The sequence below is a fragment of the Desulfosporosinus sp. BICA1-9 genome, assembly GCF_000802135.1.
Genome location: NZ_JUEE01000066.1, coordinates 45,706 through 72,200 on the forward strand (window position 1 = coordinate 45,706; position 26,495 = coordinate 72,200).

Here is a 26,495-nt window from a genome sequence, read left to right on the forward strand (position 1 = left end):
CTGCTTTCTGGGCAAGGCCGTGAAACCTCTAAAGTGCGCTCTACAAGGATTTACAATTTTGCTTATTAATAACCTTATTTTGGGACATTAATTTTGCGTTTAAAAAAAGAAGGACAAAATCCGAAGCGATTCTGTCCTTCTTTTATAGTTCTCACAATTAGCGCCTAAGTCTTTTGTTTTAAACTATTTACTCACTAAACCTAATCGTAATATCCACAATCTCCGGAGTGTTGCCAATTCGTACTGGCGGACCCCAAGTACCATAACCTGAAGAAACAATCAGTTGGAAATCTCCCTTGCGTAGGTATCCCCAGTCATTTTCAAAGATTCGGCTTGTAATAAACTGAATGGGAAACATTTGTCCACGATGGGTATGTCCGGACACTTGTAAATCGACCCCTTGTTCCACGGGCTCTGCTAGTTGTGACGGTTGATGGTCCATTAAGAGGACGGGAAGAGAACGATTGACGCCCTGCATTAAGGTTTCAAGGTCTTGTCGTTTGGCACCGCTAAAACGAGATCCCGATCGATCATCTCGGCCGATCAGATAAAAACTTTCATTGATCTTTTGAAAGCTGTCCCGTAATACCTTAACCCCTGCCTCATTCAAATATTTTATTGCTTCTTCGGCATTTCCTCCAATATACTCATGGTTACCAAGAACCGCAAAAACACCGTAGGTCGCACTTAATTGGCGAAAGGTATCGGATACTTCTTGTTTATTTGATGACTCGATGTTTTCATCGAACACATCTCCTGCAAATAAGATCAGGTCAGGTTTAAGTTCATTAATTGTATTAACCATTTTCGTCAGATGCTCATTATGAACGATCGTCCCTAAATGGATGTCGGAAACCATGACCACATGCAACTGTTCAAGAGATCCAGCCTGTTTAGCGATCGACATATCGTAATGGTTAACCCTCGGATGGCGGGCATTCCAAGCACCATAACTCACAATACCAACAACTAAAATCAACACAGTTAAGCCCAAAGCGGGGTTTAGACTTTGTTTTATCCCCATCGGGATAAGTCTTATCCAACGATCCAGTAAGCGCAAGATATCGAGCGTTGTTATCAACAATAATGAGTAAAACATTACAGGCAGCCAATAAGCCCCTAACACAGTCAATCCTTCGTATAAAACCGGGGGAAGATATTTCTCAGCTAAACGACTGAATAAATAGGAAATAGAAATCAGCGAAAAGACGGGCCAATATACTCTAGGGCTTAAGAAAGGCAAGTAGCTAAAGACGGTCTGCCACCCCCGCAGGCCGATGTAGTAATTGAGACCACCGTAAATTAGTAAAACTACAAAAATAACTACAATAAAGAAAGGGTTCATCATCTCTGTGTTCTACCTCCGCCTATAAATGTTTCGCTAGCATTTTCTTCACTTTATGTATAGGGGTATCCATATAACTTATTGCGGTTTACGATACATGCTTGATATTTTATCACTAATCAGCAGCTAAGCAAAACTTTTACTTCATATTAAAGGAATACACAGATGAAAACAAGAATAAAGAAATAATTCTAGTTCTAGAACCACATTAAACTTGCACTATAACCTATGGCAGAAATAATAGTGGAGGTCGATTGTAAGTATGACTAACAACAACCATTATGAAGGTGGATATGCCCCAGCATTTATGAAAAGCAGAGAAAACCTGTGCAAATTGGCGCCAGAGTCAATTTCGAAAGGATCACAATGCAACTTCTCAAATGGCCGCTTTACAATCGAAAGCTTTGGCAAGACAATCGAAATATCCTATCCAGAAGGGCAAATAATCAGTCAGGGTCTGAATACCTCATTCGATGCAAGATTACTGCTTCTTAATTATTTATCTTACGCAAAAAACGTCCCCTTCTCCGACCAATGGGTCTCTTACCGTGATTTGCCACACGGGAATGTATTCTACCCAAACATTAAAAAGAATGTGATTGATGCTTTAGGTGGTTTTTTTGCTAACTGTGACAAAGATATCTTGCGTCATAGTCTAATAGAAGCAGGGTTCATCTTGCTACAAGGCAAAGCTGATATTGCTGCCAAGGGCTTCTTTGCTCCCAGAATCCCAATACTTCTGCACTTCTGGGAGGGCGAAGAGGACATACCCTCGACGTGTCAAATTCTCTTTGATAGCTCCATCAGAGATCAAATGCATATTGAAGATAGTGCCGCATTGTGCGGTATTATTAAAAACCATGTGATAAATCAATATACGATTGCGTTTATTGAAGCCCGATAAAGCTCTGGAAATGACTAGTTAATCCCCATACATGATAAATAAACATGCCAGAACGTCGAAACGTTCTGGCATGTTTATTTAGCTAAGAAATCTAGTAAAACGCTTACTGGGGTATCTATTAACCTATGACAGCTTCTAACTGTTAAGTCAACGACGCTTCCACTCAAAACGGACATAGGTATATGGGATACCGGGACTACGTTCGCGATGAGTATTTTTAGGGACGCAAAATGACCTTGATTGCTGTATCATCTTTATCCACTAACTCAAAGGCTTCTTTAATCTGATCGAGCTTAAACTCATGGGTAATCAAGGATTTGATATCAATCAGTCCTTGAATGACGGGCCGGAGGGTTTTGGGAGTCCAGACAAATCGTTCACGCCAGGAATGATGAACGAGGCAGGTATTGATAAATTCTATACCATCGTCATGCCAGCGACTGATATCTAACGTAACTGGTTGGGTAATCCAACTATACCAGACAAACTTTCCATTGTGGCGAAGCATTTTTGTACACATATTAATCGATTCTTGGCTGCCTGCTGCCTCTACCACAACGTCTGCACCTTGCCCTTTGGTTAATTCGGCTACTAATTGAACAGCATCTTGTTGTGTGGAATTTATAACAATATCCGCACCAAGCTTTTTAGCTAGGGCTAATTTTCCCTCTAACACATCGACAACGATCACTTTCTCCGCGCCCTTTTGTTTGGCACATTGAGCGATAATCTGACCCGCAAAGCCGCCACCCATGACTACAACAGTGTCCCCTAATTGGACACCTGAGTTCATGCCGGAATACATCGCACAGGCTGTGGGCTCGCCTAAAGACGCCAACTCCATATCTAATCCTTCCGGTACCGGTTGGAGTTCCCATTCTTTGGCATTAAAATATTCCGCCAAGTTATTATTCCAGCCAAAGGCGATTACCTTGTCCCCAACCTTATATTCCCTGACTTTTGAGCCCACTTCTACGACGGTACCGCCGCTCTCGTGCCCTAATTTGAAGGGGAACTCAGGCTTTTGCCTAAACTCAGCTGTCTGGGGGGGCATCTGTCCTCTGTAAAAGGTTTTATCAGACCCACAAATTCCAATCAAATGGTTTTTTACAATAACCTCATCAGGCCCACATTCTAACTTACGTTCGACAAGAAAAATGTCGTACGCTTTATTAAGTAAAGCTGCTTTAGTTGTTATTCCCATTAAATACACTCCTATTTGCAAATTTTAATCAATTTCTTAAGACCCCCACTTCTAATAAGTGGGGATAGGTTAGCCCTTGGTAAGGCTCCTATGAGCCTGGTCAAGCTAGCATATCCTCAACATCGAGCAGTCTTAAAGAACCCCAATATCCTTGGTTCAGTTGCTGGCCCAATTTGTGATACAAAACACCGGCTTCCTGAACTTCCCCTGCAAATAGCAGACCTGTTAAGCGTCCATCTTCAAGTAAAAGCTTTTGATAGACCCCTGAGGCGGGCTGGCGAAGAATAACTTCCTCCACGCCAGGTCCACCTTCGATTCTTCCCAAGGAAATAATCGGCAGCCCAAAAAGTTGAATTGAGTTCATGGCGTGACTCCCTGGATAAGCGGTCCTCGAACCGGCCATACTAGCTCCGGCAATTTTCCCTTGTTGAACCGCTGTAAGCCACAACGCCCTGAGCATTGATTCACCTGTGAGCAAACTCGTTGCTTGAGCGATATCCCCCGCGGCATAGATTGTCGGGACACTTGATTGCATGAATTCGTTGACGACAATCCCCTTTTCAATTTGAACTTCACTTTCAGTCAAAAACTCTAGATTGGGTCTTACCCCTACGGCTATAATCACGAGCTCAGCTTCGAGGAGTTGATCGACTGTTTGAACTCCCTCAACCTTGTTATCTTTAACTTGTAAAGATTTAACCTCGGTCTCTAAGCATACCTGTACACCATGGTTGGCAAGGGCTTTTAATAGCATATCCGCGGCAGCTTGATCTAGTTGACCTGGCATTAGGCGGTTCGCCATTTCCATAACACTTACCTTAATGCCGTAAGTATTTAAAGCACGGGCGGCCTGTAAACCCACCAGACCTCCACCGATTATGACAGCATTTTTAACTTGGGGCAAAAATGAGTTTATCTCCTCAGAATCTGCTTTATTCCAAAGGGAAAATACCCCTTCAACCTCCAGATCAATCCAGCTTGGAATGAAGGGCCGGGAACCTGTAGCAAGCAGAAGCTTATCATAGGAGATTTTCTCACCATCCTCTAAGATAACCAGGTTTTCCTGCGCGAGGACTTGTTCCACCCTGTGTCCAAGGCGAGTTTCTACTGCATAGTTCTCATAGAAATCCGCACTTCGAATATAAATATCTTGTTCTTCAAGCTCATTTGTCATATATTCCGGGGTTGTTATTCGGCTATACGGAAGGTTAGCCTCTTGAGCTATCAAGATAATTTTCCCCGTTGGGTCGATGTTGCGAATCTGTTCGATCGCATTTGTCCCCGCAGGGCCATTACCCACAATCACATAAACCAATGGTGTAACCCCCTGTCTATACTTCGTCAAAGCACCATACTTCAGCCAGTTCTTCAAGAAGTCTCTGCGCCCTTTGGGGGTTAAAGACTCCACACACACAAGGCGTGGCCAGATATTCCCCTGCCTCTTGAGCCGTGCGTTTGCCTCGTTTGAGATCGAGCAGCATTTGCCGAACTAAATGCTGTGAAACCATCCCATGTCCACACATGGTCGTAATTTCAAGGAGCTCATCCTCGGGAAGCCGCGTAAGCTTACCGCGGATACCGACTGAGTATTCTACCGTGTGAGGATCAATCCCGGCATCCTGACAAGCCTGTTCCACATGTTCAACGATTCCTGAAACAATGACCGAAACTCCGAGTTCCGCTTCTTTAAGTTCTTTTAGAGCATCTCTGAGCTGTCCGCGATCCGAAAATACAGCGTGAACGATGGAGGTATCTGCGACATTATTGATGATTTGATCCTTATTGACGAGAAACTTCCCACCGGTTTTCATATCACCCATATTGACATGTTCATATTTATCGAGGATTCGTAAAAATTCCTGTAAAGCATGCCTGGAATTAACTTCATTAAACCCTTTGGCAGTCATAGAAAAAACAATATAATCTTGTTGTAAATTATCCTCGGTTCCTCGTCGATGAAGGGTATGGCTCATTTTACATCCGCTCCCTTCACGTTCATGTGACCTAACCCAAGATTAATTTTTCCGTTGATGGAAAACCATTTATTATTTTCATTCATAATTCGTGCCGTGGGAATGGAAAAATCCTCATCGGTCCTCGCCACTAAGTCGATTGAAAAAACCGTATTGATTTCCTCTGCCACCCTTTCCATCGTTTCCAGTACAGGGATCACCTTATCTAAGGGAATAATCATTTCAATAATCGCCGAAAGCACCTTTTCATTGAGAACCTCCGGGTTCATCTCCCCAGTTGCTTTATCTTTGAGTAATCCGGTCAACGGGTTATTGGGTTCAAACTCGACACCTAATTTGGCTAAGGCTTTAAAGACCTTTTCTGCTTCGCTCATTCGAGCTCCCGTACCTGGACGGCCCATCTCAGCGGCCATTCCGGCGTAGCCTCGTTTAAAGCGATTGGTAATATCATTGGTTTTCATTTCCTCTGTACCACGGCCTGGCACACGAGTTTCCTTATGTTCTGCTAACGGATTACTAAAGGTTCCTCTGATAGAACGCGGCCAACCGTAGAGTGGTTGATGAAGGGCCTCCACTGGGCATACCTTGGCCCGGTAGCATATTCCACAATCTACACATTCATCCTCATCAACATAGCAATGGACTTTGGTTCCTTTTCCACTGCGAGTAAAATTAATCACTCCCATGGTGCAAAACGGCCTACATTGTCCACATCCTACGCACTTATTAGCGTCAATTTGCAAAACTATCCCTCCTTTCAGCTTGACTATCGGGTCAAGCTACTCTTTTATTGCAAAGTATTTAACCACAGTATCTGCTAATTCTTTCGGTCCACAATACTCAATGACTTTACCGATTTCCTCTGAAATCTTGACACTACCTGCAACAGGTAATTGTACGCCCGTAAATACCTTAGCCCCCGTCTGGGCTATTGCTAAAGCCATTTGCAAATCTCTAGCACTCGTTAGCTCAGGGAAGACGGCTACCGCTTTTTCTCCTCCGGCAACTCTAAGTGCTGCGAGGATCTTAGCTGCATCACCTTCGCCACCGATACTATAGATCAGTGGTGCAGTCTCGATATCTAACTCACCAGCCAAGACTCTGTTTCCCAGATCCCCTGAATTTAAGAAGCCGTATTTAGCAAGTGTTACCGCTGAATTCCCATAGGTTAGGCAGAGAATCTTCTCAGCACTTAGTCTGCCAGCAAGTTCCAAAGTACCTTGATCCTCAGTTAGTTTAAGGTTTGACCCTCCACCAATCACACAGATCCCCTTGACTACCCCTTGATCAAGTAGCACCTTAATCTGCTGTGGATCGATCTTACATACCGCTTCAGCTTTTTCGACGTGATTAGAAACCTTTACTTTGTTCAAATCACGTTGACCGTAAGCAGCAATGCCCTGCAAAAAGACCTCTTTAAGGGCCTCTTTGCTTGAACCTGCGGAAGCAACTACAGTATGATAACTTGCGGCAGGAATCCTTGCTTTGCCAAGCCCATCTCCGATCAGATATAAATCTATGAGGCCGGTTAAAACAGCAAATTCAATCGTGCCCTGATTGCAGGCAGTATTCAAGTCAAAATTTGAGGAAAAATCCCCGGCTAAGACGATATTTAGACCCTCACTTGCCCCTTGTTGGAACGCTTCATCCTCAAGTTCAGCGCCTAACTCCTGGGCAGTAGCAAGTAACGTAGGGCTCACACCGTCTAAGCATATGTTGACGGCTTTTTCTTTAATTACTGCTAAACCAACCAAACGGGACTGACTATCACACTGACCATAGAGGACCTCCGCCAGGTCAGAGTTAAAATCTAGTAAGCTAATTTGTTGCGACCCTAAGCTCTTCAAATAACTTTTGATGCACTTCTTAGACTGGGCCTGAGGATATGCCAACTCTGCATACTTTAAGCTTAAACCCATCACTAAGTCGCCTAAGCCTTCCCCACTAACCGACCATTTAGCTGCTTTGGATTGGAGCAGATCCAGGGCAACTTCGTTAGCCGTTACTTTAAGCCTAAGCTCTGCTAAGAGTTGCGAGCCTGAAGCAAGTAATTCACGATTTTCACTAGCTTGGCGGGTCAACCATCCTAAGACAAGCTCATCTTTTCCTAAACCACAAACCGTACTGTCTTCCTCCGGGCGAAACGGGTTTAAACGGCAAGGCCCCAGCAGACACTCATGACAGCTCAGCCCTATTTGACTAAATCCATCTTGGGGTAACATACCCTCATATTTATTCCAAGAAAGTTGAAGCCCCTCATTTTTAGCCTTCAACAAATAGTCCCTAGCGGCGGTGTCCATTGTTTTTCTTCGAACTTGACGCATGAATTAAAATCCCTCCTATATTCAGCTCTACAAGAGCTACATCTTTAAAATCTTTGCTCAAGTAGGCAACACGGACTGTCTCTTTTGTTTTAGACTAAGTTCATAGTCCTCAGGGGATATCTCCTGTAAGGCACCTGTTGGGCAGGCTGCCACACAATAGGGTTGCGGCATTTGGAAACATTGATCACATTTATCTGCAGAGTGTTTCTCATGAGCTGGAGCAATCACTCCATAAGGGCAGACCATAACACACATCCAACACGAAATACATTTGCTTCCATCGACAAAAACGCAACCACTCTTCTCATCTCGTTGCATTGCCCCAGTTGAGCATATTTCCAAACATGGGGCGTCTTCACAATGCCTGCACTGAATAGGGACTGAATTTACCCCATCCCATTCGACATAAACCCTTGGCCGTGGCAAGATTTGTTCCTGGACAGCGTCCGTCAAAGATTTACCGATAGAGCTACGTTCTACTGCACACCTTAATTCACAGGTCTTACATCCCAAACAACGGCTTTGATCAACAAAAATTCGCTTACAAGCGGGATTTTCCATCACCATCTTGCTATCCCCCTTTCAATAGAATTATTATTCGAGCTTCATTTTTGAACTCCTACTTGTTTTCATTGTTTTCATTGTTTTCATCGTTTTGGAAATATTACCTTTAATTTTAATATTGCTTTAATTATCTCTTGTCAGATAAATCATATAGCAATAAATAAAACAATCTGTTAGTATAAACGAGTATGATTTTATAGCATTAATTCATAGTAGCAATTCGTTCTTGGAGGGTGATATGGGAAAACCACTGCCTTTGCGTGTTCGAGTCTTTATAATCACTGCAATTAGTAGTTTAATACCACTAATTCTAGCTGTAAGCATTTTGCATTTTAGTTTTATTGATAGCTTTGAACAGCAAATTGCTAATCAAGCCATGGATATTGCGACACTCGCCGCTCAACGCGAGGATGTCAAAGCAGCCTATTTTTTTGAAACACCAGCCAAAGATCTACAGACGATCGCTGAAGAAATCCGTCGAAACACGCACGCTGCGTTTGTCGTCTTTATGGACAGAGATGGTAACCGCCATAGCCATCCGAACAAGGAATTAATTGGCCTACCCTTCACGGGTGGGGATGAAGGACCCGCTCTGCTGGGTAAATCTTATACCTCTAAAGCTGTAGGAATATCCGGTCCCTCGATTAGAGCTTTTGCTCCCATCTATAAGGACCATCAACAGATTGGCGCTGTTGCTGTCGGCTACTTTGAACCGGGAATTTCCTTAACGCTTTCCAAGATTTATAAAATCTTTTATATGGTCATACCAGTCAGCTTTTTTTTGGTTTTGTTCTTTTCGATTTTATTGGCTAATAACATAAAAAACTTAATTTTCGGTATGGAACCCTTAGAAATTGCGACCTTGCTCAAAGAGCGCGACTGTATGCTACAATCCGTTAAAGAAGGGATTATTGCCATTGACCAGAATTGTGAGGTTACAGTTGTTAACCAAGTAGCCCAGAACCTTTTCCCACCGGGCACGGAGTTTATAGGTCGGCATATTTCTGAACTGATCCCCGATTCCCAACTTCCGCTGGTCATGAATACTCAACAACCCTTAGCAGACGAGCAGTTGTTGATCAATGGCAACATTGTCCTAACGAATCGTCATCCCTTAGTGATTAAAAAAAAGGTCATGGGTGCCATTGCCACATTCCGCCCCTTAACAGAAGTTAGCCATATTGCTGAAGAACTCACCGGGGTAAGGAAAATTGTCGAAGCCCTTCGGGCACGTACTCATGAATTTCTGAACAAACTCCATGTTATTTCTGGCCTCATTCAACTGGAAGCTTATGACGAGGCAAAAAACTATATTTCGACTGTTACCTTGAAAGAACAGTCCTTAGTCAGTTTTCTGATGGTGAATATTCAGTGTAGTGCTGTTGTCGGGCTATTAACTGGCAAAGCTAGTGAAGCCCAGGAAAAACAAATTAATCTGGAAATCGACCTTGAAAGCCAACTCCTGGCTCTCCCTGAGTATTTTGATGAACATGCCATGATAGTGGTTTTGGGTAATTTGATTGAAAACGCCTTTGATTCAGTCACTCACCAGCCAAAAAGCTTAATCCGGGTGCTTATAAAACAAAGCCCCCAAGATATTTTTATTGAGGTCATAGACAGCGGAACGGGCATTCCTCTGGAATATCGCCACCGGGTATTTGAAGCTGGTTTTACCTCTAAGGAACATGGCCAAGGCTTTGGTCTGCCAAACTGTAAGAACCGTATTGACGTGGCTGGTGGAACGATTACCTTTGACACTAATGATCAGGGAACGACTTTCCGAGTCCTAATTCCTTATAAACTACCTTAACACTTAATTCTAGCTGGTGCTGTTATGAAAGGAGTTGTTTTCATTTGGAACCCATCAAAGTGTTTATTGTCGAGGACGATCCTATGGTAGCAAGTATCAATAAACGATTTACGGAAAAAATGGCTCCTTTTATAGTCGTTGGGATAAGCAATAATGAAAATGATTCTTTACAACAAATCATCGAATCTCAGCCCGATTTAGTTTTATTGGATATCTTTTTAACGCATGGTAACGGTCTAAGCATTCTAAAACAAATTCGTCAAAAGAAAATCCCCACGGATATCATATTAGTGACTGCCGCTAAGGATAGTTCAACCATTCAGGAGGCCTTACGCTACGGTGCTGTTGACTATCTGATTAAACCTTTCGATATGGAGCGTCTCCAACAGGCTCTGCAAAGCTATTTAAGGCAACGACACCTGTTGTCGAAAAACTCGGATTTAAGTCAGCATGATCTTGATAAGCTTAATACACCAGTTGAACCTATTAGAGAAATCATCCCCCCTAGCAAATCCACTCCACTGCCTAAGGGTTTTCATCAATTGACCCTAGATCAAATTTTGGGTTTCTTGAATAAACAGGAACAAACCCTCTCTTGTCAGCACATCGCAGCAGAACTTGCCATTTCTAAGATTACTGTTTGGCGTTACTTGGAATACTTAGTAGAAACCGGAAAGGTTCATATTGAATTGGAATACGGCACAATCGGGCGTCCGACGAAACGTTATCGGATAAATCATAATTAATTTTGCTCTGATCACGTTTTACCACGTAATAAAGCAACCAATGATCGCTGATATTTATCAAAGCACACTGGTTGCTTTATTTCTTTGCCGATTAAGCCTTTATTTACAACCGTTTATATAATCTATTTAGTAACCGAAATGATGCGGACTTATATTCGTGTCTTACATTATCGAAGGCAAGTAAGTACTAATGATCGGAACATAAGTTATCACTGCCAGAATTCCCAGCATGACGGCAATATAGACTTTTAGATAAGGAAACGTCTGAACCAAAGGAACATTTCCGACTGAACACGCTGTCAGTAGGACAGATGCCACGGGTGGTGTTTGCTGACCAATCCCAAGGTTGATGGTTATAATGATCCCGAAGTGAATCGGATCGATACCCAAGTCGCGAATCAATGGCATTAAGATCGGAATAAGCATAATGATCGCTGCTGCGGAATGCATGAACATCCCAACGACCAAGAAAAAAACATTTAGGATCGCTAAAACGGCGATTGGGTTATTTGTTATGGTCGTAACCCAAGCAGCCAAACTCTGCGGGATTTGCTCACTGGTTAAAAACCAACCAATAACCGCCGACGCGGAAATAATGATCATGACAACGGCAGTCTGATTGGCTGCTCTTAGTAAGAGATCAGGTAAATCTTTCAGCTTCAATTCCTTGTAGATAAACATACCGATTAAAAATGCGGCAACAGACGCTACAGCTGCAGCTTCGGTCGGGGTAAATATTCCGCCCCAGATTCCACCGAGAATAATAAACGGTATGGTTAGTGCCCAAAATGCTTCTTTAAATGTCTTCCCTACTGTCGGAAAGGAAAATGTGGAAGCGGCTTCCCAATTATTTTTCTTGGCAAAAAAGTGATTTACTGTCATTAAGACGACTGCGACAATCAATCCTGGGATAATACCTGCGATAAACAAATCCGAGACACTGACCCCAGCCATAACCCCGTACAGAATCATGGGAATACTAGGGGGTAGAATGATTGCCATGGTCGCTGCCACAGACACTAAGGCCGCAGCAAAACCCTGTGAGTACCCTTTTTTCTTCATCTCCGGTATCAAAACACCGCCTAGGGCAGCCGCACCGGCAACAGCAGATCCGGAAATCTCGGCAAAAATCATGGAAGTTACCACGGTTACTTGAGCTAATCCTCCACGAGCAAAACCCACCAGACTACCTGCGAAATTAACAAGTCGTTGGGATAAATTCACAGCGCCCATTAACTCTCCAACCACCATAAATAACGGAATAGCCAGGAGTGGGAAGTTATTAGTACCATCGAATAAAATAATCGGCAACATATCCAAAGGAGCTCCGGTCATGAAAAACAACCCTATCCCGACGACTGCTAAAGCAAAACCGATCGGCAGTCCCAACAGAACTAAGCCCACAATCCCTCCAATTAGTACCGCTGCAATCATTTACTATCACCTCTTTTAAACGAATTTAGGGTATCTGACAACAAGCCCAGGATTATAATTGCACTACCTACAGGAAGGACTAAATAAGCGACTCCTTTAGTGATAGGCAAAGATACAGTCTCCGCACTCATCGCACCCATTGATAAATTAAAGCCGGTAATTACAATGATTGCAAAGAAAGTGAGCATAACTAGATTGAAGATCGTTTGAATAACTAAGCGTATTGACTGGGGAAGCATATCAAACAAGGATTCAAAACGAATATGGGTTTTTTCATAAACTGCATAAGCGGATCCCAGAAAGGTGATCCAAACTAGAGAAAACCCTGAAAATTCGCCTGTCCAAGTTGCTGAATCTTGCAATACAAAACGCGTAAATACTCCCCAAGCCACACTTAACGTAATCGCAATCATCAGTATGACAAGGGTCCATTTTAATCCGGCAGTTATGATTCGATCAAGTCGACTTAGAAACTGCATTTGATCCTGCCCCCTTAGGTTTTCATTTAATAACTCATGTCCCTTATTCAGTGATCATCAAAAGCTTCAGTGAAAGAATAAGGGGCATGAGTTGCTTGTGAGCTCAGATTGGGTCTTTATTACTCCTTGGCAGCTTTCACCACTTGATCTACGAAAGCTGGATCAATAGATGCTTTAAGTAAATCAATGACAGGTCCTGTCTTGGCCTGGAAGGATGGTACATCGGCAGTGTTAACTTGCATCCCTGCCGCCTTGAATTTGGCTAGTAGCTCACCTTCTACTTTTGCTCCATATTCACGTGTATAGTCGCCCGCGTCGACCGCCGCTTTTCTAAGGATTGCTTGTTGCTCGGGTGCTAATTTGTCAAACCACACCTTACTAGCAACTAGGTAAGCAGGTGTATAGGTATGATTTGTTAGAGATAGATACTTTTGAACTTCGGCGAAGCGTCCAGCTTCAATTTGAACAAATGGATTTTCCTGTCCATCAAAGACTCCCTGCTGTAAAGCTGTAAACACCTCACTAAAATCTGAGGTTGCAGGATTGGCACCGAATTCTTTAAACATGGCTACTCGAAGTTTGCTCTCTGGTACCCGAAGTTTAATGCCTTTTAAATCTTCTGGAGTATTAATAGGACGCTTGTTATTCGTGATGTGACGGAAACCATTTTCCCAAAAGCCTAAGCCAACCATCCCATACTTCTCAAATAAAGGCTGGAACTCTTTCGCCCACATTTCGCCATGGGCAAATTTACTTACTGCAGCAGCATCTTTAAATAAGAAAGGGATATCGAAAACACCGAATTTTGGATCTATTTGAGCCATAGCTGTTGAGGGTAAAGACATATGGATCGCACCAGTTTTATGGGCATCAATAGCTGCAAGGTCTTTCGCTAATTGGCCATCAGGAAATACTTGAACCACAATATCTCCTTTGGAGCGTTCCTCGACGAGCTCTTTAAACTTCACAGCCCCTTCATACATAGCTCCACCTTTACTGGATGTAGAGGATAGCTTAACCGTAACACTCGGCTTCTTAGCTGAATCAGCAGGCTTATCAGCTGGTTTAACCGCTGCAGTCGTTCCACAGCCAAGGAGTGCAACGGAGAGAACCGTTACGAGTACTGCACTAAAAAAGCGATTTTTCTTCATTAAAATAATTCCCCTCTCTTTTTTTAGAATTTGATAGGTTTTTAGAGTCTACCAGTTCTATGATCTATACTTCACCTCCCAAAAAGTTGTTAAATCAGAAAATCTAGCTCCACTTGATTTTGAGAGAATGCCTAGTTCTTTATCTCTCAAAAAAAATTGATATCAACCTAATTAGTGCAATTTCTATGCCAGTTTCCAATGTAAACTTCATTCAAGCACTATTAGCAAATTGCATTTACGGTCCACGTCTAACTCCTGCTTATAGTTCACTCACTTAATTAATTAAAATTAAATAAAATATTTTGATCATATTCAATTTTCCAAAAAGCTCACATTACATATATGTTTCTGACATGTAACATTAATATGTTTCATGATCTAAATTTGTTTCATCTTTGTAACGGTCATACATAATTAATTCTAAATATTTTAATAATTGAGTAATTCGCCTTCCACTCTTAGCAGTCCTATTTGTTTTCATTGTTTTCACTGCTTTATGAATATTTAGTAAATTAATGGCAAACAACTGGCATTGCAAGTGCTTATGAAGCTTCTTTAAATGTCGTTCCGCGTAGGCTTTGGACCTCCGCGGACGACAAGGTCTACCGAGTAACAGCGGTTATTCTACTTACTTTTTAAATATGTCTTAGCCAGTAACTGAACTGGATGTACTACTTGCCCCGCCAAACCGTGACTCTTTAACCCGTAAGTTAACTGCATAGTACAGGTCGGGCAACTGGTGGCCACCACCTCTGCCTTGGAAGTTACGATATTACTCACCTTCCGGCCTAGTACTTTCATGGATAGATCATGATGCATAATACTGAAGCTACCCGCAGACCCACAGCAGCGATCCGCTTCTTTCATTTCACGGAATTCTAATCCCGGAATGGACTTTAAGAGCTCTCTTGGTTGTTTAAAGACATTTTGTCCCCGTTTTAAGTGACACGGGTCGTGATAGGTCACCGCCACATTAACTGGATTAGGGCCTGGGTGAATACCCGTCTTTTCCACTAAAAACTTACTAAGGTCATAGACCTTACTCCCTAATTCTTTTGCTTGGTTATATTCGTCTGTCCCAGGCTCAAAAAGCTTCTCATAGCTTTCCGCTAAAGTAGCCGAACATGACGAACAATCAGTCACAACTGCGTCCACTTGTGCCGATAGCAAAATCTTTAGATTGTTTTTGGCTAGCTGTATCACTGTATCCGTATCCCCATAGGCTAAATGCGGCATACCACAACACTTTACTGCCGGGGTAACCACTTCACAACCATGCCTAGCAAGTACATCCACTCCGCTTACCGCAACATCCGGATAAATCAAGTTTGTGGCACAACCTAAAAAGTAAGCTACTCGAAAACGCTTTTCTCCGTAGGGCTTAACGACTTCTGGAATCCGTCCACGAGCTGGTTGTTTCGAGACATCCGGTAATATTTTGGCACCCGCACTCATTGCTTCTGGCAAATGTTCAATTAGCTTCGATCTTGTCAAAACGTTGTTTAACCCGGTCTTTTGATAAAGCTTGACGAGGGAAAAAGATGCTTGAAGCAGTGCGGGACGAGTCAAGAATCCCCGCAGCACCAACTTCTTGATGATGTTTCTATCTAAAACGTCATCAAGATAATCTCTCACTCCCACTATAATCTCATCTGTAATGACCCCAGACGGACAATTGACAGCACAAGTTTTGCAAAGCAGGCACCCATAAAGTTTTTCTGACAGTTCTGCGGAGGCTGGGATCTTGCCTTCTTGAAGAAGTTTTACCAAGGATAGTCTCCCACGTGGTGAATCTGGTTCTCTTTTTGACTCGGAAAAGATAGGGCAATTCGCTCGACACTCACCACAGCGAACGCATTTCTTAAGTTCCTCGGCAAAATCAACTCGATATGTTGTTTTCATACGCTTACCTCTCAGCCCATATCTTACCAGGATTCATAATTCCTTTGGGGTCGATGGCATCCTTGATAATTCTCATGATCTCCAAGGCCTTACCATGTTCCGCCTCCATAAATTGGGAGCGAGTAAAGCCCACGCCATGTTCTCCAGTGGTTGAACCTTCCAATTCTAAAGCCAGTTGATGAATATCGTCTGCTACGCGGTGAGCTGCTGCGACTTCTTCCGGTTTTAAGGGATCAATAATCGGTGCCGTATGCATGTTCCCGTCCCCAATATGACCATAGATGACCACGAGGGTGTTATGCTTTGCCCCAATCTCCTTAATCCTACGCAAAGCTTCAGGAACCCTAGCCATTGGAAAACAAACATCCTCACCGCAAAAAATCCTTGTTGCTCCTGGTTTAACCCGAGCTGAAGCGGCACCGATCACAGCACGCCCTTGCCAAAGTTTCCCCATACGCACGGCATCCGTGGCCCATTCCACTACACTTGCCCGCTTTTCTGCAATCTCTTTGACTTGCTGTCCCTCAAAGTCGACTGCTGCCTTGCTCCCATTGATTTCGAAGAATAGGGCAGCCTCTGCCTCTGGAAGCTTTAAATCCGGTTGAAATTTATTGGCTGCTTTAATCCCAGAGTCGTCCAATATCTCGATACCAGAGGGTATAATCCCATTCTTAAACACTTCCAAAACTGTTGCAGCCGCATCATCTAAGCTGGAAAAGAGCGTAAGCAAGATTCCCCTGACCGGAGGTTTGGGTAGAACTTTCAGTCGAACCTGTGTAATAACCCCTAAAGTGCCTTCAGACCCAACGTAGAGGCTCGTAAGATTGATTCCAGATACGCTTTTCAGGGCTCTTGAATGTAATCCACCAGTCTTCATGACCTCCCCATCTGGCAAGACAACTTCCAAACCGAGGACATACTGACCTGTGTTACCAAACTTTACGGCTCGCAGCCCACTGGCATTATTCCCAACCATGCCCCCAATCGTCGCCATTTTTGAGCTTCCTGGGTCAGGCGGGAAAAATAACCCATAAGGCGAAAGGGCAACATTGAGGTCAGCATGCACTATCCCCGGTCTTACAACGACTTGCATGTTGCTCTCATCGATTTCCACAATGTCAGTCCAACCCGAAAGGTCTAGTACAATACCTCCCTTTACAGCTACACTCCCTCCTGTCTGACCGGACCCCGCTCCCCTAGGTGTAACAGGAATATTATGCTTAAATGCATAGCGCATTACCTTTTGAACTTCCTCAGTGTTCATGGGACAGACAACAACATCAGGATAAAATTCATTAAGCTGGGATAAGAAAGAACTGTCATAAGTATAGGTATACCGTTCAAGCTTACTTGAAAGCACTTTCTCCTGACCTAGTAACTCTTTCATATCGTTAACTAGTTGATTTTTTTCCATCATACTTTTACTCCTTCTCCCTAGTACCCCCAATTCGCACTAAAATAGGTACCTCTTCTTCGTAAAAATACCCTCAGATTACCCCTTTAACTGCGGCTTGGGCTACAGTTCGAGGAGAGGCCAAGTAGATATCAGCCTGAGAAGATCCGATTCGACCAGGTATATTCTTAATCGTCGTTGTAATAGCAACGTCACCCTCGGCCAATACTCCAAAATGTTTACCTGGGCATGGCCCACATCCCGGTGACATGATGATTGCGCCTCGGTCTCTAATTAGGGCACTTAATCCTTTGTTATCCATCTCTTTAGCAACTTCGCGTGAGGCAGGAGTAATAACAAAGGTAACGTCGGGGTGTACTGATTGTTCCTTTAATACTTCAGCGATAACTTCCATATCTTCTAACCTTCCGGACGAACATCCTCCTGCGATAGCCATTGTAACCGTCGTACCCTCCAGTTCTCGGACAAATCTAACCTCATTGGGAGACGGGGGAACAGCGATCATCGCCTCTATTTCATGGGCATAGAGAGTAAAGTTAGGTCGATCATCTTCTCCTAGAGGTGCTACAAAAGCTGTGATCGCCCCTATTTCCGGCAGAAAGTTACAGATAGTCATGCGCCCAGCATCGCTCAATCCATTAACCAATGAACCAGATAAGGCTACTGCCTTTCCCTTAATCTGATCACTCAGTTTCCAACTAAGATATAAAGCCACATCTCGTGGTAAAACTCCCTCATTCAATGCTCCATCTAATTGAATAGAGAGCAAAGTGGGTACTTTCAGTTTCAACGTTCCCGTCTTTAGAACAGGGATCAACTCTTCAGGGGTTAGTGCAAAGGCAAGTGCTCCAAAAGCTCCTGCCGTCGCAACATGACCATCCGCCCCAGCAATAATCATCCCTGGCCAAAGAGAGAGTCTTTCGGCTATAACTTGATGTAAAACTCCTTCCCCTTGATTAAAGAGTACACAGCCCTGAACCTTTGAGAACGCAGCAAATTCTTTTTGAAAAGCACGGTCTTGGGGGGTCGGAGCTGGAAAAGCATGATCAACCGTAAGAACAACGTTCCGCCCATCGAGCACTCTTTCTGCTGGATTCCATAGTTTCAGCAACTTAGGGCCAGTTCCATCGTGAGCCAGCACTAAGTTAACTTCTACCTCAATCTCCTGTCCTGCAAGGATTTCCGTCGTTCCCGCACTGCGAGCAAGATTATTATAGAAAAAATCCATCAATAGTCTACACCGCCTTCTCAAATTGGTTCAAAATGTATAATCCTTGTCTCAAGGACTAGGAAAGAAGGCTTTCTTACATAATATCCTTTTATAGTTACAGACCTTGGGAAGATGCAATAGTTGAATTTTTACTTTTATGCTCTCTTTAAACTAAATCTTGTTTTTGAAATAAGTCAATAAAGTTAGCTTCCAGATTGGCGACCTGTTGGAACTGAGCATCCAAAGGAGCAAAACGGAAATCACTCGCTTGATTACCCAGTACTTCCTCGCCAACCCCTAATGCCATAACCTGCCCAGAAGGTTTCAACCCTTTGGTAACATTCGCAACTCCGAAGAGACTATTATCTAAGACAACAACCATATCCGGTCGCGTATTGTTGGCAGATCTAACTTGAATAGGTTGATCCGAAATCCTTAAAATTGAATACATGGGCGCACCCGGTCGAAACGCAGCAAAAGAGTCGAATACCTGAACATTTTTCCCCTGGCTCAAGGCATGTTTACCAAGAGCTCGAACCAATTTACCCACAGGCTGACCAAAGCGACCATGAAAGCGAATCTCAGTCATTCCTTTTCACTCCCCTCTTCCATAGTGCTTATTAACCCCAGCTTGAATGCCTTGAATGGCTTCTGGAGTCAAGTTCTTAAACCGCCCTTGGCTGCTCAGATAATCCTCCACTGGAATAAAGGTAGGCTCTAAATTCCGAGTACGGACTCCTTCATCCACTTCGTAAAGTTCGAATAGACCACTTTCCACGGCCAAACGAGCATACTCGATGGTTTTCTCCGGCGGAATTTGCCAACCGCGATGACAGGGCGACAGAAGATGAATATAGGAAAATCCAGGTTTAGCTGCAGCTTTTCTAAATTTTTCAATAAGGTCCAATGGGTAAGCGATTGAAGCACTTGCCACATAATCTACTCCATGGGCCTCCATAATTGCCAGCATATTTTTCTTCTTAACTTGTTTTCCTTTGGCCATGTTACTAGTGATCGCGTACATGGGGGTCTGACTCCCCGTTTGTCCGCCCGTATTCATGTACATCTCATTGTCATAACAGACGTGCAGCATGTGTTCATTACGTTCAGCTGCGCCTGTGAGGGCTTGGAAGCCAATATCTGCAGTTCCAGCATCTCCCGCCCAAGAAACCACATTTACATCTTCAATTCCCTGCGCCTCTAAGGCTGCTCTGATTCCGGAAGACACTGCTGGTGCTATTTCAAATAAGGTATGGTAAAAGGGTATTTGCCAGGTGGTCTTTAGGTTTGAACCACCCATGGTTGCCATACATGATGCTGGAATTGTGATAATCGTCCTAGAGCCTAAAGCCTTCATTGCCTGTCTGCCTGCAATGGCTGCGCCACAGCCCCCACAACCCGCATTTCCTTGACCAAATAAATCCTCTTTCGACAAATCTGCGATGGATTGAGCCACGTTGATCCCTCCTTATAACCCGAACCACTCGGAAGCGGTTGCCTGTTTTTCAGTTTTCTCCGAAAGTTCAAGTACTTTCTTGATTTCTTCTGTGGTTACATCCCGGCCCCCTAGCCCTAGAATATAACTATTAACGCGGCAGTCCTGCCCGTATAAAGCCGACTTTAACTCAGTTCCTAACGCCCCGCCGAGACCGAAGACAATATTTTTGTCACATACGGTAATCAGTTGAACATTCTTAAGGGCCTCACGGAGTGCTTCCGCAGGGAAAGGACGCCATGCCCTTACTTTTACCAACCCAACTTTTTGACCTTGCTTGCGCAGTTCATCCACTACGATCCGAGCATCACTAACCATCGATCCCATAGCTACAAACGCATGTTCCGCATCTTCCATCTGATAAGTATCGATCAACCCAGACCAATCCCGACCAAATTCTTTGCCATACTCTGCAGCAACATCATTGATGACTGTAAGCGCTTGTTCCATAGCCTCGTTTTGATGGAACTTATAATCCATATAAAATTCAGGACTCGCAACAGTATTTACGGCTTGTGGGTTCTCGACATCCAAGGTCCGAACTCGATTTAAAGGCAAGAATTGATCTATCGTCTCTTGATTGGGAATTCCTACTTCCTCTAAGGTATGAGATTGGATATACCCCTCATAATTAACCATAACCGGCAGACGAACTGTTTCGGCTATTTTAAAGGCCTGGAGCATATTATCAAGCACTTCTTGATTATTCTCACAAAAAAGTTGAATCCAACCGCTTGCCCCCTGGGAAATCGCATCCCCTTGTTCAGGGAAACGGCTATGCGGTGCTGAAAGAGCTCTATTTGCTACTGCCATTACTACCGGTTGACGTAAACCTGCCGTATGATAAACGACTTCCGTCATATAGAGCAATCCTTGAGAATTTGTCACTGTAAAAGTCCGACTACCCGCTAGACTAGCTCCCAGTGCCGCCGCTAAGGCACTATGATCAGACTCAACTCGTACAAAACGGGTATTCAACTCACCATCATCGATGAATTTACTAACCCTCTCCATTGCCGGAAAAGCCGGTGTAATCGGGTAATACGCTAAAACTTCAATCCGGGCTAGCTTCGCCCCATAAGCTGCTGCCTCACTACCTGTTAACAATGTTGTACTCATTCATTTCCCCCCTTAACGGAAAACGCCCTTAACCCCCGAATACTCCGGGATCATTTCTATGGCATTCTCTTTACATTCATTGGCACAAATTCCGCACCCTTTACACAAACTTACTTTAAGCACGATTTTACCCTCTTGCTGGACTAAGGCCCCATCTGGGCAAAATAATGTGCAGTCTAAGCACATATTGCAGGTTTCTAAAATGACCGGATATTGAATACGCCAAGTTATTCCCGTTGGCGTCTCAACTAAGCTACCGGCCTTAGCCGTCGGGACAACTGGAAGATTTTTAACCACTACCTTCGCCTCCTTTCTTTTTTGTACTAGTCAGAAAGTATAACTGAATGTTATATACTTTCTGGAAGCATAAGCGCAACTAAGGCGACCGCCTTCGCTGAAGCTGACTGAATGACTAATACGTGCGAAGACAGTGTCTTCGGGCGCTAGCCAAGTTTCCTTTATCATCTCTGCTAAAAAGATAATGCAATATGCATGCCACAAAAAAAATTAAGAGCCGAAGCTCTTAATAAAAGTAAAATTTTCTGCTTATTAAGCCAATAGTGGCAAATTCACAAATCAAGGATTTACAAGTGACTCAAAGTTGTTTGAGCAAATTCCTCGCAACAGTCTCAATGATGAAACACGATTACCAATTATGGAAACACACCGTTACATTATTGAAACGCATCAATATCCTCATCTTGCATTTTCCTCCAAAGAGTAGTCCGACTGATTCCCAAACGACGTGCCGTTTCGGTTTTATTCCCCCCACATTCTTTAAGAGCCTTCTTAATGAGACGAATTTCTGCTAACTCAACATCGCCACGCAATCTCTCCTCGCGTTCAGGAACTTCGCTTTCTGGAATACACGCAGTCTGTTTTCTGTCCAGACCAAGGGCCCGAGCTGTATCATTCTCGGAAATCTCTACCCCCCCAGTCAACATGACCAAACGCTCCATAGCATTACGCAATTCACGAATGTTCCCTGGCCATGGATACTCCAAGAGGATCTGCTCAGCCTCTACAGAAAACCAACCCGCACTTCGGTTCATCTTGCGACTAAATTCATCCAAGAAATGACGGGCAATTAGCAAAATATCATTGCCACGTTCAGCAAGTTGTGGAACCACTAAGGATAAGACGTTTAGGCGATAAAACAGATCTTCACGAAAGCTTGCCTTTTCAACCATTTCCTTGAGATTACGGTGTGTAGCCGCCACTAGACGAACGTTCACAGGCAAAATAGTATTATCACCCAATCGCATGATTTCACCTTCTTCCAGAACACGGAGTAAACGTGCTTGCAGCGAGGGTGCCATCTCCCCTACCTCGTCCAGAAATAGGGTTCCACCATGAGCGATCTCGAATACCCCTGCCTTGCCACCTTTTCGAGCCCCTGTAAAAGCTCCCTCGACATAACCAAAAAATTCACTTTCTAATAGACTTTCCGGTAAAGCTGCACAGTTTATAGCCACGAAAGATTCACACCATCGAGGGCTTGCATTATGAATTGCTTGAGCAAACAATTCTTTACCAGATCCGGTCCTCCCATGCAAAAGAACTGTAGAATCTACTTGGGCGTATTCACGAGCCCATTTTATGGCATCTTTAATAGCTTGACTATGTCCTAAGATATGGCTAAAACTATGTTTTGCGACATGTCCCCTGTCTGCCAGGGTTCGTCGTACTTTATGCTCTAGTCTTTGTAAACGGTCTACGGACTGAAAGGTAGTGACGACACCCTCTACCTTTTTATCCACTTTGATAGGGATATGGTTAGCCACAACTTTAGCCGGACCTATCTCCATAATCTCTCCAACTTCTGCCTTGCCGGTTTTTAAGACCTTCTGGAAGTGGGATTTAGGCAGCACATCAATAACCAGACGTCCAATGGCTTTTTCCGCAGTCCAGCCCGTAAGTTTCTCCACAACCGGATTAAATACGCTAATCCTTCCATCCTCATCTAAGGCAATGACACCGTCATAGGTAAAATCTAAAATAGCTTTTAGTTGTTCAACACGACGCTTTTCTAGTTTACTCACCACCAGGACGCGCTTGGCCTCCGCAAGGGCGCGTTGGACTGCTTCTCGGCCAGACCTAATGACCACTGCCTGCATGCCCAATTTTTCCGCCTCTTTAGCCATAGCAATCTTACCGATCACTACTTGTACCTTAGCAGCTTTCAGAGCAGTTACCCCTTTAAGTATGTCCTCTTTCTGATCTGCCAAGGTATACTTTACGAAACTTTCTCCAATAAGCTCTTCGAAACTTGCTATCTCTTGGATGATTTCATCCACATCTACAATACCAATAGGGCTGCCGAGACTTTTAGCCTGCAGATAAGCTTCTAATATGTCTAACCCACCGATACGTACATCGATGACAGGGAGCGAAACCCCGGACTCTCTAATCATCCAAGCCGTGACTCCCCGGCTAACCAGCACGTGATACCCCTGTTTTTCTGCTTCTAAGGCAAGTCTAACCCCATCCTCCATCCGAGCGACCTTAATGTCGATCTCCGGTGCACCGTCCTGATGGCTAACCTCTTTAACCAGGCTGGCTAGTTCCTGTAAGGGTGTGATAAATAAGATTTCAGCCATTCTTACGCCCCCCCGGTTTAACGTATATATAAAAACCCTATGATTTTCTTCTTTATGTTATTTTACATCTTTTCTGCACTTAATACTCAAGGGAATTTGCCAATCAGTGATCATAATAAGCTGATAAAGCAGATATTCGCAAATTATTTAGTATTCTAATACTTATATAGGATATATTACGAACCGATTCTGGATCCGCCCTTATCCGCTACCGCTAGGCCTTTTATTGAATAAAGGGGGAGTTTTAATCCCAGTGCATTGGGGGAGTGAGTGACGAGGGTAACTTTGTGTTAGTATCTCCCTTTGCTACGTTGAGTTGGGCTTGGGTGAGAAAGATACTCTTGCTAAGATCTGCTCCTCTCAGGTCAGCAGCTCGGAAATCAGCCCCGATGAAATCAGTCCCATTGAGGTCGGCACCTCTTAGGTCAGCAGCGATAAGGCAGGCTCCTCGAGCGAAAGTCTTCTGACGCCCCGAATAAGCTTTCTGCCCGCGACGAGCTTCAGCTCGTACAAGTTCACTGGTCTTTAAGAGCAAAGTATTAACATCTGCTCGGTGTTCTGCCACGTCCAGCTTCAAGAGATAGTCGGGGCTATGGTGAGTAAGGCATTCTTTCTCGATGAGCATGGCGCTGAGCGCATCATGGATAGTACGGGCCGGTTGAATTGTCAGTGCTTCTGTCAGATACCAGAGTAACTCATGGATTTGCCGCATGATTAGAAACACCTCGAACATTTGCTGTGCGGATTCCGGTAGTTTCCGCCAGTCGCGACTACCGAAGCTGACTTGGGAAACCTTTTGCCCCGCGCCAAAGCAGTCAAAAGCAAGGCAACCTTTAAGACCCCGTTCCTTGAGGCTTTTATGAACAGAACAGCGAAAGTCTGATTGTAGGTTGAGGCAAGGCTGACCAGCCTCTTTGTCAATTGGGAAGCCTTCTGAAGCTGAAAAGTACAGCGCAACACAGCACAAACCGAAACAGGTTTCACAGTCAGCACGCAGATTGCGGCGTCTCTTATCGGGGAACGGCACTAAATATTCCTGATTCTCGGACATTATCTTGTTCTCCTTAGTTTCATATGGATATTTTATGAATTAATGATGAGTGACCGTTAACCACTATTTCAAGATGTACTTTACAAAGATCGTCTTTATAATCTAAACGTGTCTGAGTGCGTCTATTGGATTTAACCTACTCGCTTTTCTTGCGGGAGCAAAACCAAAGATCATACCTACTGCTGCCGAAAAGCCCACTGCGAGTATAATTGTCCAAGCCGTAATGATAAACGGGACTATTAATCCCTCTGCCTCTTGCCAAATTATCCTTTTCTTTTTTAAAGTAAACCTCATTTTTGCCTTGCACAGAAACTCCTGTTTTAACATTTCTATTATACACGAGTGAAGTCTTACCCGATACAGTCGGCGAAACCCCACTGATATAATTAACCCTTGAGAGCTGCTCTAAATCTCTTTCATTCAACCCTTGCTTTAATCGTGTACCCATGCCTGAATGGTGATTTTATCGGCACCAAGAGATGATATCTGACTTGTTATGCTTCCCGTTGCACCCTGTACTATGGTAATAAGTGCAATGATTGAGGATACCCCTATTAGCACACCGAGTACCGTTAAAAATGAACGCATTTTATTATGCGTAATATTGCTCCAAGCCATTTTCATGGATTCTTTTAGCATAGATTTACAGCCCCCTCTCGCTTAAACGTCCGTCAAGAATATTGACGATTCTTTTTGAATATCTTGCAATATTGGTATCATGGGTAATCATAATAATCGTTCTTCCTTCAGTATTAAGCTCTATAAATAGCTGCATAATCTGTTGACCGGTCTTTTGGTCAAGTGCACCTGTCGGCTCGTCTGCAAGCAGTATTGACGGTTCAGTCACCACAGAACGGGCTATTGCGACACGCTGTTGCTGTCCACCCGAAAGCTGGTTTGGGTAGTTGTTCATTTTTTCGGCTAGACCTACACGCTTTAGTATGGCGGCAGCTCTTTTCTTGCGATCTTCCGGCGATACTCCTGATAAATCATGGGCAGTTCTACGTTTTCAAGGGCATTCAAGACCTACCCTCACATATAGAAGTGGGGGTCTTGAAAACTGAATAAAAACGAAAGACCATGAGGGACTTTGTGATCTGCAGATCACTAAAGTACTTCATGGTCTTTAGAGTTTTCCTTGTTGGTTTCGACATTATAGTAGGTGGTTATTTTATAATATGGTTAGTCTTATTTCATTGTCTTGTCTTTTGCCTTTAGTGCCGCCAATTCATTTGCATAAGTTCTGGCAACAATCTTATGCCAGAGTTCAGCACCTTTAATACCAATTCTCTCTGGAACGAATACAGGATCTACGCCCAGCTTCTTCTGTGCTTCGTAGTCTCTTAGAGTAGCAATCCCTGGCTTGGTCAGCAGTATGATTACGATAACATTGAACCAGGCCATTGCACCAACCCCTGCGGAACCAAAGTTCCAAACCACGTCTGCCGACATAATTGTACTGATGAAAACCATAACTACAATACCAATTCTTGAAGCTGTGATCGCCATTTTATAACCGCTGCCGTTACTATTGTGTCTAAAGAGATAACCAACATTAGAATCCGTGTAGAATGCATAAGCTAACACCGTTGTGAAGGTAAAGAAGCCCAAGGCAATTGCTACAAAACCGCCGCCAATCCCTGGTATAAATGAATCAACAGCTGCTTGTGTAAAGTTTCCTTTTTCCATGCCCGGAACAAACTCTGATATGAAACCTCCCGCTGGGTTAGCGACATTGAACGTGTTTGTTGAAAGTATCATGATTGCTGT

At 43.7% G+C, this 26,495-nt stretch carries 24 protein-coding genes and 1 pseudogene; 3 read left to right on the top strand and 22 right to left on the bottom strand.

Going from position 1 to position 26,495, the window contains the following annotated elements; translation table 11 throughout:
- Positions 1 to 187: 187 nt before the first annotated feature.
- A complete protein-coding gene (locus tag JL57_RS08410; protein WP_291299857.1) occupies positions 188 to 1,348 on the bottom strand; it encodes a metallophosphoesterase in 1,161 nt (386 codons plus the stop codon).
- A gap of 259 nt (positions 1,349 to 1,607) precedes the next feature.
- Here JL57_RS08410 and JL57_RS08415 point away from each other — a divergent pair, with 259 nt between their 5' ends.
- Positions 1,608 to 2,249, top strand: coding sequence for a DUF3786 domain-containing protein (locus JL57_RS08415; RefSeq protein ID WP_034141601.1), 642 nt, complete (start codon positions 1,608 to 1,610; stop codon positions 2,247 to 2,249).
- A gap of 217 nt (positions 2,250 to 2,466) precedes the next feature.
- Here the strand turns inward: JL57_RS08415 and JL57_RS08420 are convergent, their stop codons facing one another.
- The 6 genes from JL57_RS08420 to JL57_RS08445 all read right to left on the bottom strand — a co-directional run bounded on the left by JL57_RS08420 (position 2,467) and on the right by JL57_RS08445 (position 8,317).
- Positions 2,467 to 3,453 carry a zinc-binding dehydrogenase gene (locus tag JL57_RS08420; protein WP_034141602.1) on the bottom strand — a complete coding sequence of 329 codons (987 nt, stop codon included), beginning with the start codon at positions 3,451 to 3,453 and terminating at the stop codon, positions 2,467 to 2,469.
- Between the two features lie 100 nt (positions 3,454 to 3,553).
- On the bottom strand, positions 3,554 to 4,759 hold the full coding sequence (locus JL57_RS08425; protein ID WP_291299861.1) for an NAD(P)/FAD-dependent oxidoreductase: 1,206 nt from the start codon (positions 4,757 to 4,759) through the stop codon (positions 3,554 to 3,556).
- A gap of 25 nt (positions 4,760 to 4,784) precedes the next feature.
- Positions 4,785 to 5,426: a hypothetical protein gene (locus tag JL57_RS08430; RefSeq protein ID WP_034141603.1), complete on the bottom strand. Its 642-nt coding sequence runs from the start codon at positions 5,424 to 5,426 to the stop codon at positions 4,785 to 4,787.
- Positions 5,423 to 6,169 carry a ferredoxin family protein gene (locus JL57_RS08435; protein WP_034141604.1) on the bottom strand — a complete coding sequence of 249 codons (747 nt, stop codon included), beginning with the start codon at positions 6,167 to 6,169 and terminating at the stop codon, positions 5,423 to 5,425. The genes JL57_RS08430 and JL57_RS08435 overlap by 4 nt, the downstream gene beginning before the upstream one ends.
- 36 nt (positions 6,170 to 6,205) lie before the next feature.
- Positions 6,206 to 7,750: a hypothetical protein gene (locus tag JL57_RS08440; protein WP_034141605.1), complete on the bottom strand. Its 1,545-nt coding sequence runs from the start codon at positions 7,748 to 7,750 to the stop codon at positions 6,206 to 6,208.
- A gap of 57 nt (positions 7,751 to 7,807) precedes the next feature.
- Entirely contained in the window at positions 7,808 to 8,317 is a 510-nt protein-coding gene (locus JL57_RS08445; protein WP_291299858.1) for a 4Fe-4S dicluster domain-containing protein, read from the bottom strand.
- A gap of 235 nt (positions 8,318 to 8,552) precedes the next feature.
- On the opposite strand from JL57_RS08445, the gene JL57_RS08450 reads away from it, so the two are divergent.
- Together JL57_RS08450 and JL57_RS08455 are read left to right on the top strand one after the other, a co-directional pair.
- Positions 8,553 to 10,124 carry a sensor histidine kinase gene (locus JL57_RS08450; protein WP_034141606.1) on the top strand — a complete coding sequence of 524 codons (1,572 nt, stop codon included), beginning with the start codon at positions 8,553 to 8,555 and terminating at the stop codon, positions 10,122 to 10,124.
- 44 nt (positions 10,125 to 10,168) lie between these two features.
- A complete protein-coding gene (locus JL57_RS08455; protein WP_034141607.1) occupies positions 10,169 to 10,870 on the top strand; it encodes a response regulator in 702 nt (233 codons plus the stop codon).
- A 162-nt stretch (positions 10,871 to 11,032) separates the two neighbouring features.
- Here the strand turns inward: JL57_RS08455 and JL57_RS08460 are convergent, their stop codons facing one another.
- The 15 genes and pseudogenes from JL57_RS08460 to JL57_RS08530 all read right to left on the bottom strand — a co-directional run.
- A complete protein-coding gene (locus tag JL57_RS08460; RefSeq protein WP_034141608.1) occupies positions 11,033 to 12,304 on the bottom strand; it encodes a TRAP transporter large permease in 1,272 nt (423 codons plus the stop codon).
- Positions 12,301 to 12,783 carry a TRAP transporter small permease gene (locus JL57_RS08465; protein WP_034141609.1) on the bottom strand — a complete coding sequence of 161 codons (483 nt, stop codon included), beginning with the start codon at positions 12,781 to 12,783 and terminating at the stop codon, positions 12,301 to 12,303. Before JL57_RS08465 ends, JL57_RS08460 begins: the two co-directional genes overlap by 4 nt.
- A 119-nt stretch (positions 12,784 to 12,902) precedes the next feature.
- Positions 12,903 to 13,934, bottom strand: a complete 1,032-nt coding sequence (locus JL57_RS08470; RefSeq protein ID WP_045691181.1) for a TRAP transporter substrate-binding protein — start codon at positions 13,932 to 13,934, stop codon at positions 12,903 to 12,905.
- Between the two features lie 624 nt (positions 13,935 to 14,558).
- Positions 14,559 to 15,836, bottom strand: coding sequence for a (Fe-S)-binding protein (locus tag JL57_RS08475; RefSeq protein WP_034141610.1), 1,278 nt, complete (start codon positions 15,834 to 15,836; stop codon positions 14,559 to 14,561).
- A gap of 4 nt (positions 15,837 to 15,840) precedes the next feature.
- On the bottom strand, positions 15,841 to 17,253 hold the full coding sequence (locus tag JL57_RS08480; protein ID WP_034141611.1) for an FAD-binding oxidoreductase: 1,413 nt from the start codon (positions 17,251 to 17,253) through the stop codon (positions 15,841 to 15,843).
- Positions 17,254 to 17,323: 70 nt separating this feature from the next.
- On the bottom strand, positions 17,324 to 18,478 hold the full coding sequence (locus tag JL57_RS08485) for an aconitase family protein (protein WP_034141630.1): 1,155 nt from the start codon (positions 18,476 to 18,478) through the stop codon (positions 17,324 to 17,326).
- 148 nt (positions 18,479 to 18,626) lie between these two features.
- Positions 18,627 to 19,049 carry a 2-oxoacid:acceptor oxidoreductase family protein gene (locus tag JL57_RS08490; protein WP_034141612.1) on the bottom strand — a complete coding sequence of 141 codons (423 nt, stop codon included), beginning with the start codon at positions 19,047 to 19,049 and terminating at the stop codon, positions 18,627 to 18,629.
- Positions 19,050 to 19,055: 6 nt separating this feature from the next.
- Entirely contained in the window at positions 19,056 to 19,916 is an 861-nt protein-coding gene (locus JL57_RS08495; protein WP_291299859.1) for a thiamine pyrophosphate-dependent enzyme, read from the bottom strand.
- A 12-nt stretch (positions 19,917 to 19,928) separates the two neighbouring features.
- Positions 19,929 to 21,074: a transketolase C-terminal domain-containing protein gene (locus JL57_RS08500; RefSeq protein WP_034141613.1), complete on the bottom strand. Its 1,146-nt coding sequence runs from the start codon at positions 21,072 to 21,074 to the stop codon at positions 19,929 to 19,931.
- A gap of 12 nt (positions 21,075 to 21,086) precedes the next feature.
- Complete coding sequence (locus JL57_RS08505; protein WP_034141614.1) at positions 21,087 to 21,371, bottom strand: 4Fe-4S binding protein; 285 nt, start codon at positions 21,369 to 21,371, stop codon at positions 21,087 to 21,089.
- Positions 21,372 to 21,748: 377 nt separating this feature from the next.
- Positions 21,749 to 23,674 (bottom strand): sigma 54-interacting transcriptional regulator, encoded by a 1,926-nt coding sequence (locus tag JL57_RS08510; RefSeq protein WP_034141615.1) that lies wholly within the window; start codon positions 23,672 to 23,674, stop codon positions 21,749 to 21,751.
- 244 nt (positions 23,675 to 23,918) lie between these two features.
- On the bottom strand, positions 23,919 to 24,725 hold the full coding sequence (locus tag JL57_RS08515) for a pentapeptide repeat-containing protein (RefSeq protein ID WP_034141616.1): 807 nt from the start codon (positions 24,723 to 24,725) through the stop codon (positions 23,919 to 23,921).
- A 432-nt stretch (positions 24,726 to 25,157) separates the two neighbouring features.
- The gene (locus tag JL57_RS33915) at positions 25,158 to 25,364 is read right to left on the bottom strand and encodes an ABC transporter permease (protein ID WP_291299860.1); all 207 of its coding nucleotides are present in this window, start codon (positions 25,362 to 25,364) and stop codon (positions 25,158 to 25,160) included.
- A gap of 4 nt (positions 25,365 to 25,368) precedes the next feature.
- Positions 25,369 to 25,748 (bottom strand): annotated as a pseudogene (locus tag JL57_RS08525) (ATP-binding cassette domain-containing protein); the annotation flags it as partial.
- Positions 25,749 to 25,913: 165 nt separating this feature from the next.
- A partial coding sequence (locus JL57_RS08530; protein ID WP_034141632.1) for an alanine:cation symporter family protein occupies positions 25,914 to 26,495 on the bottom strand: 582 nt, incomplete at its 5' end.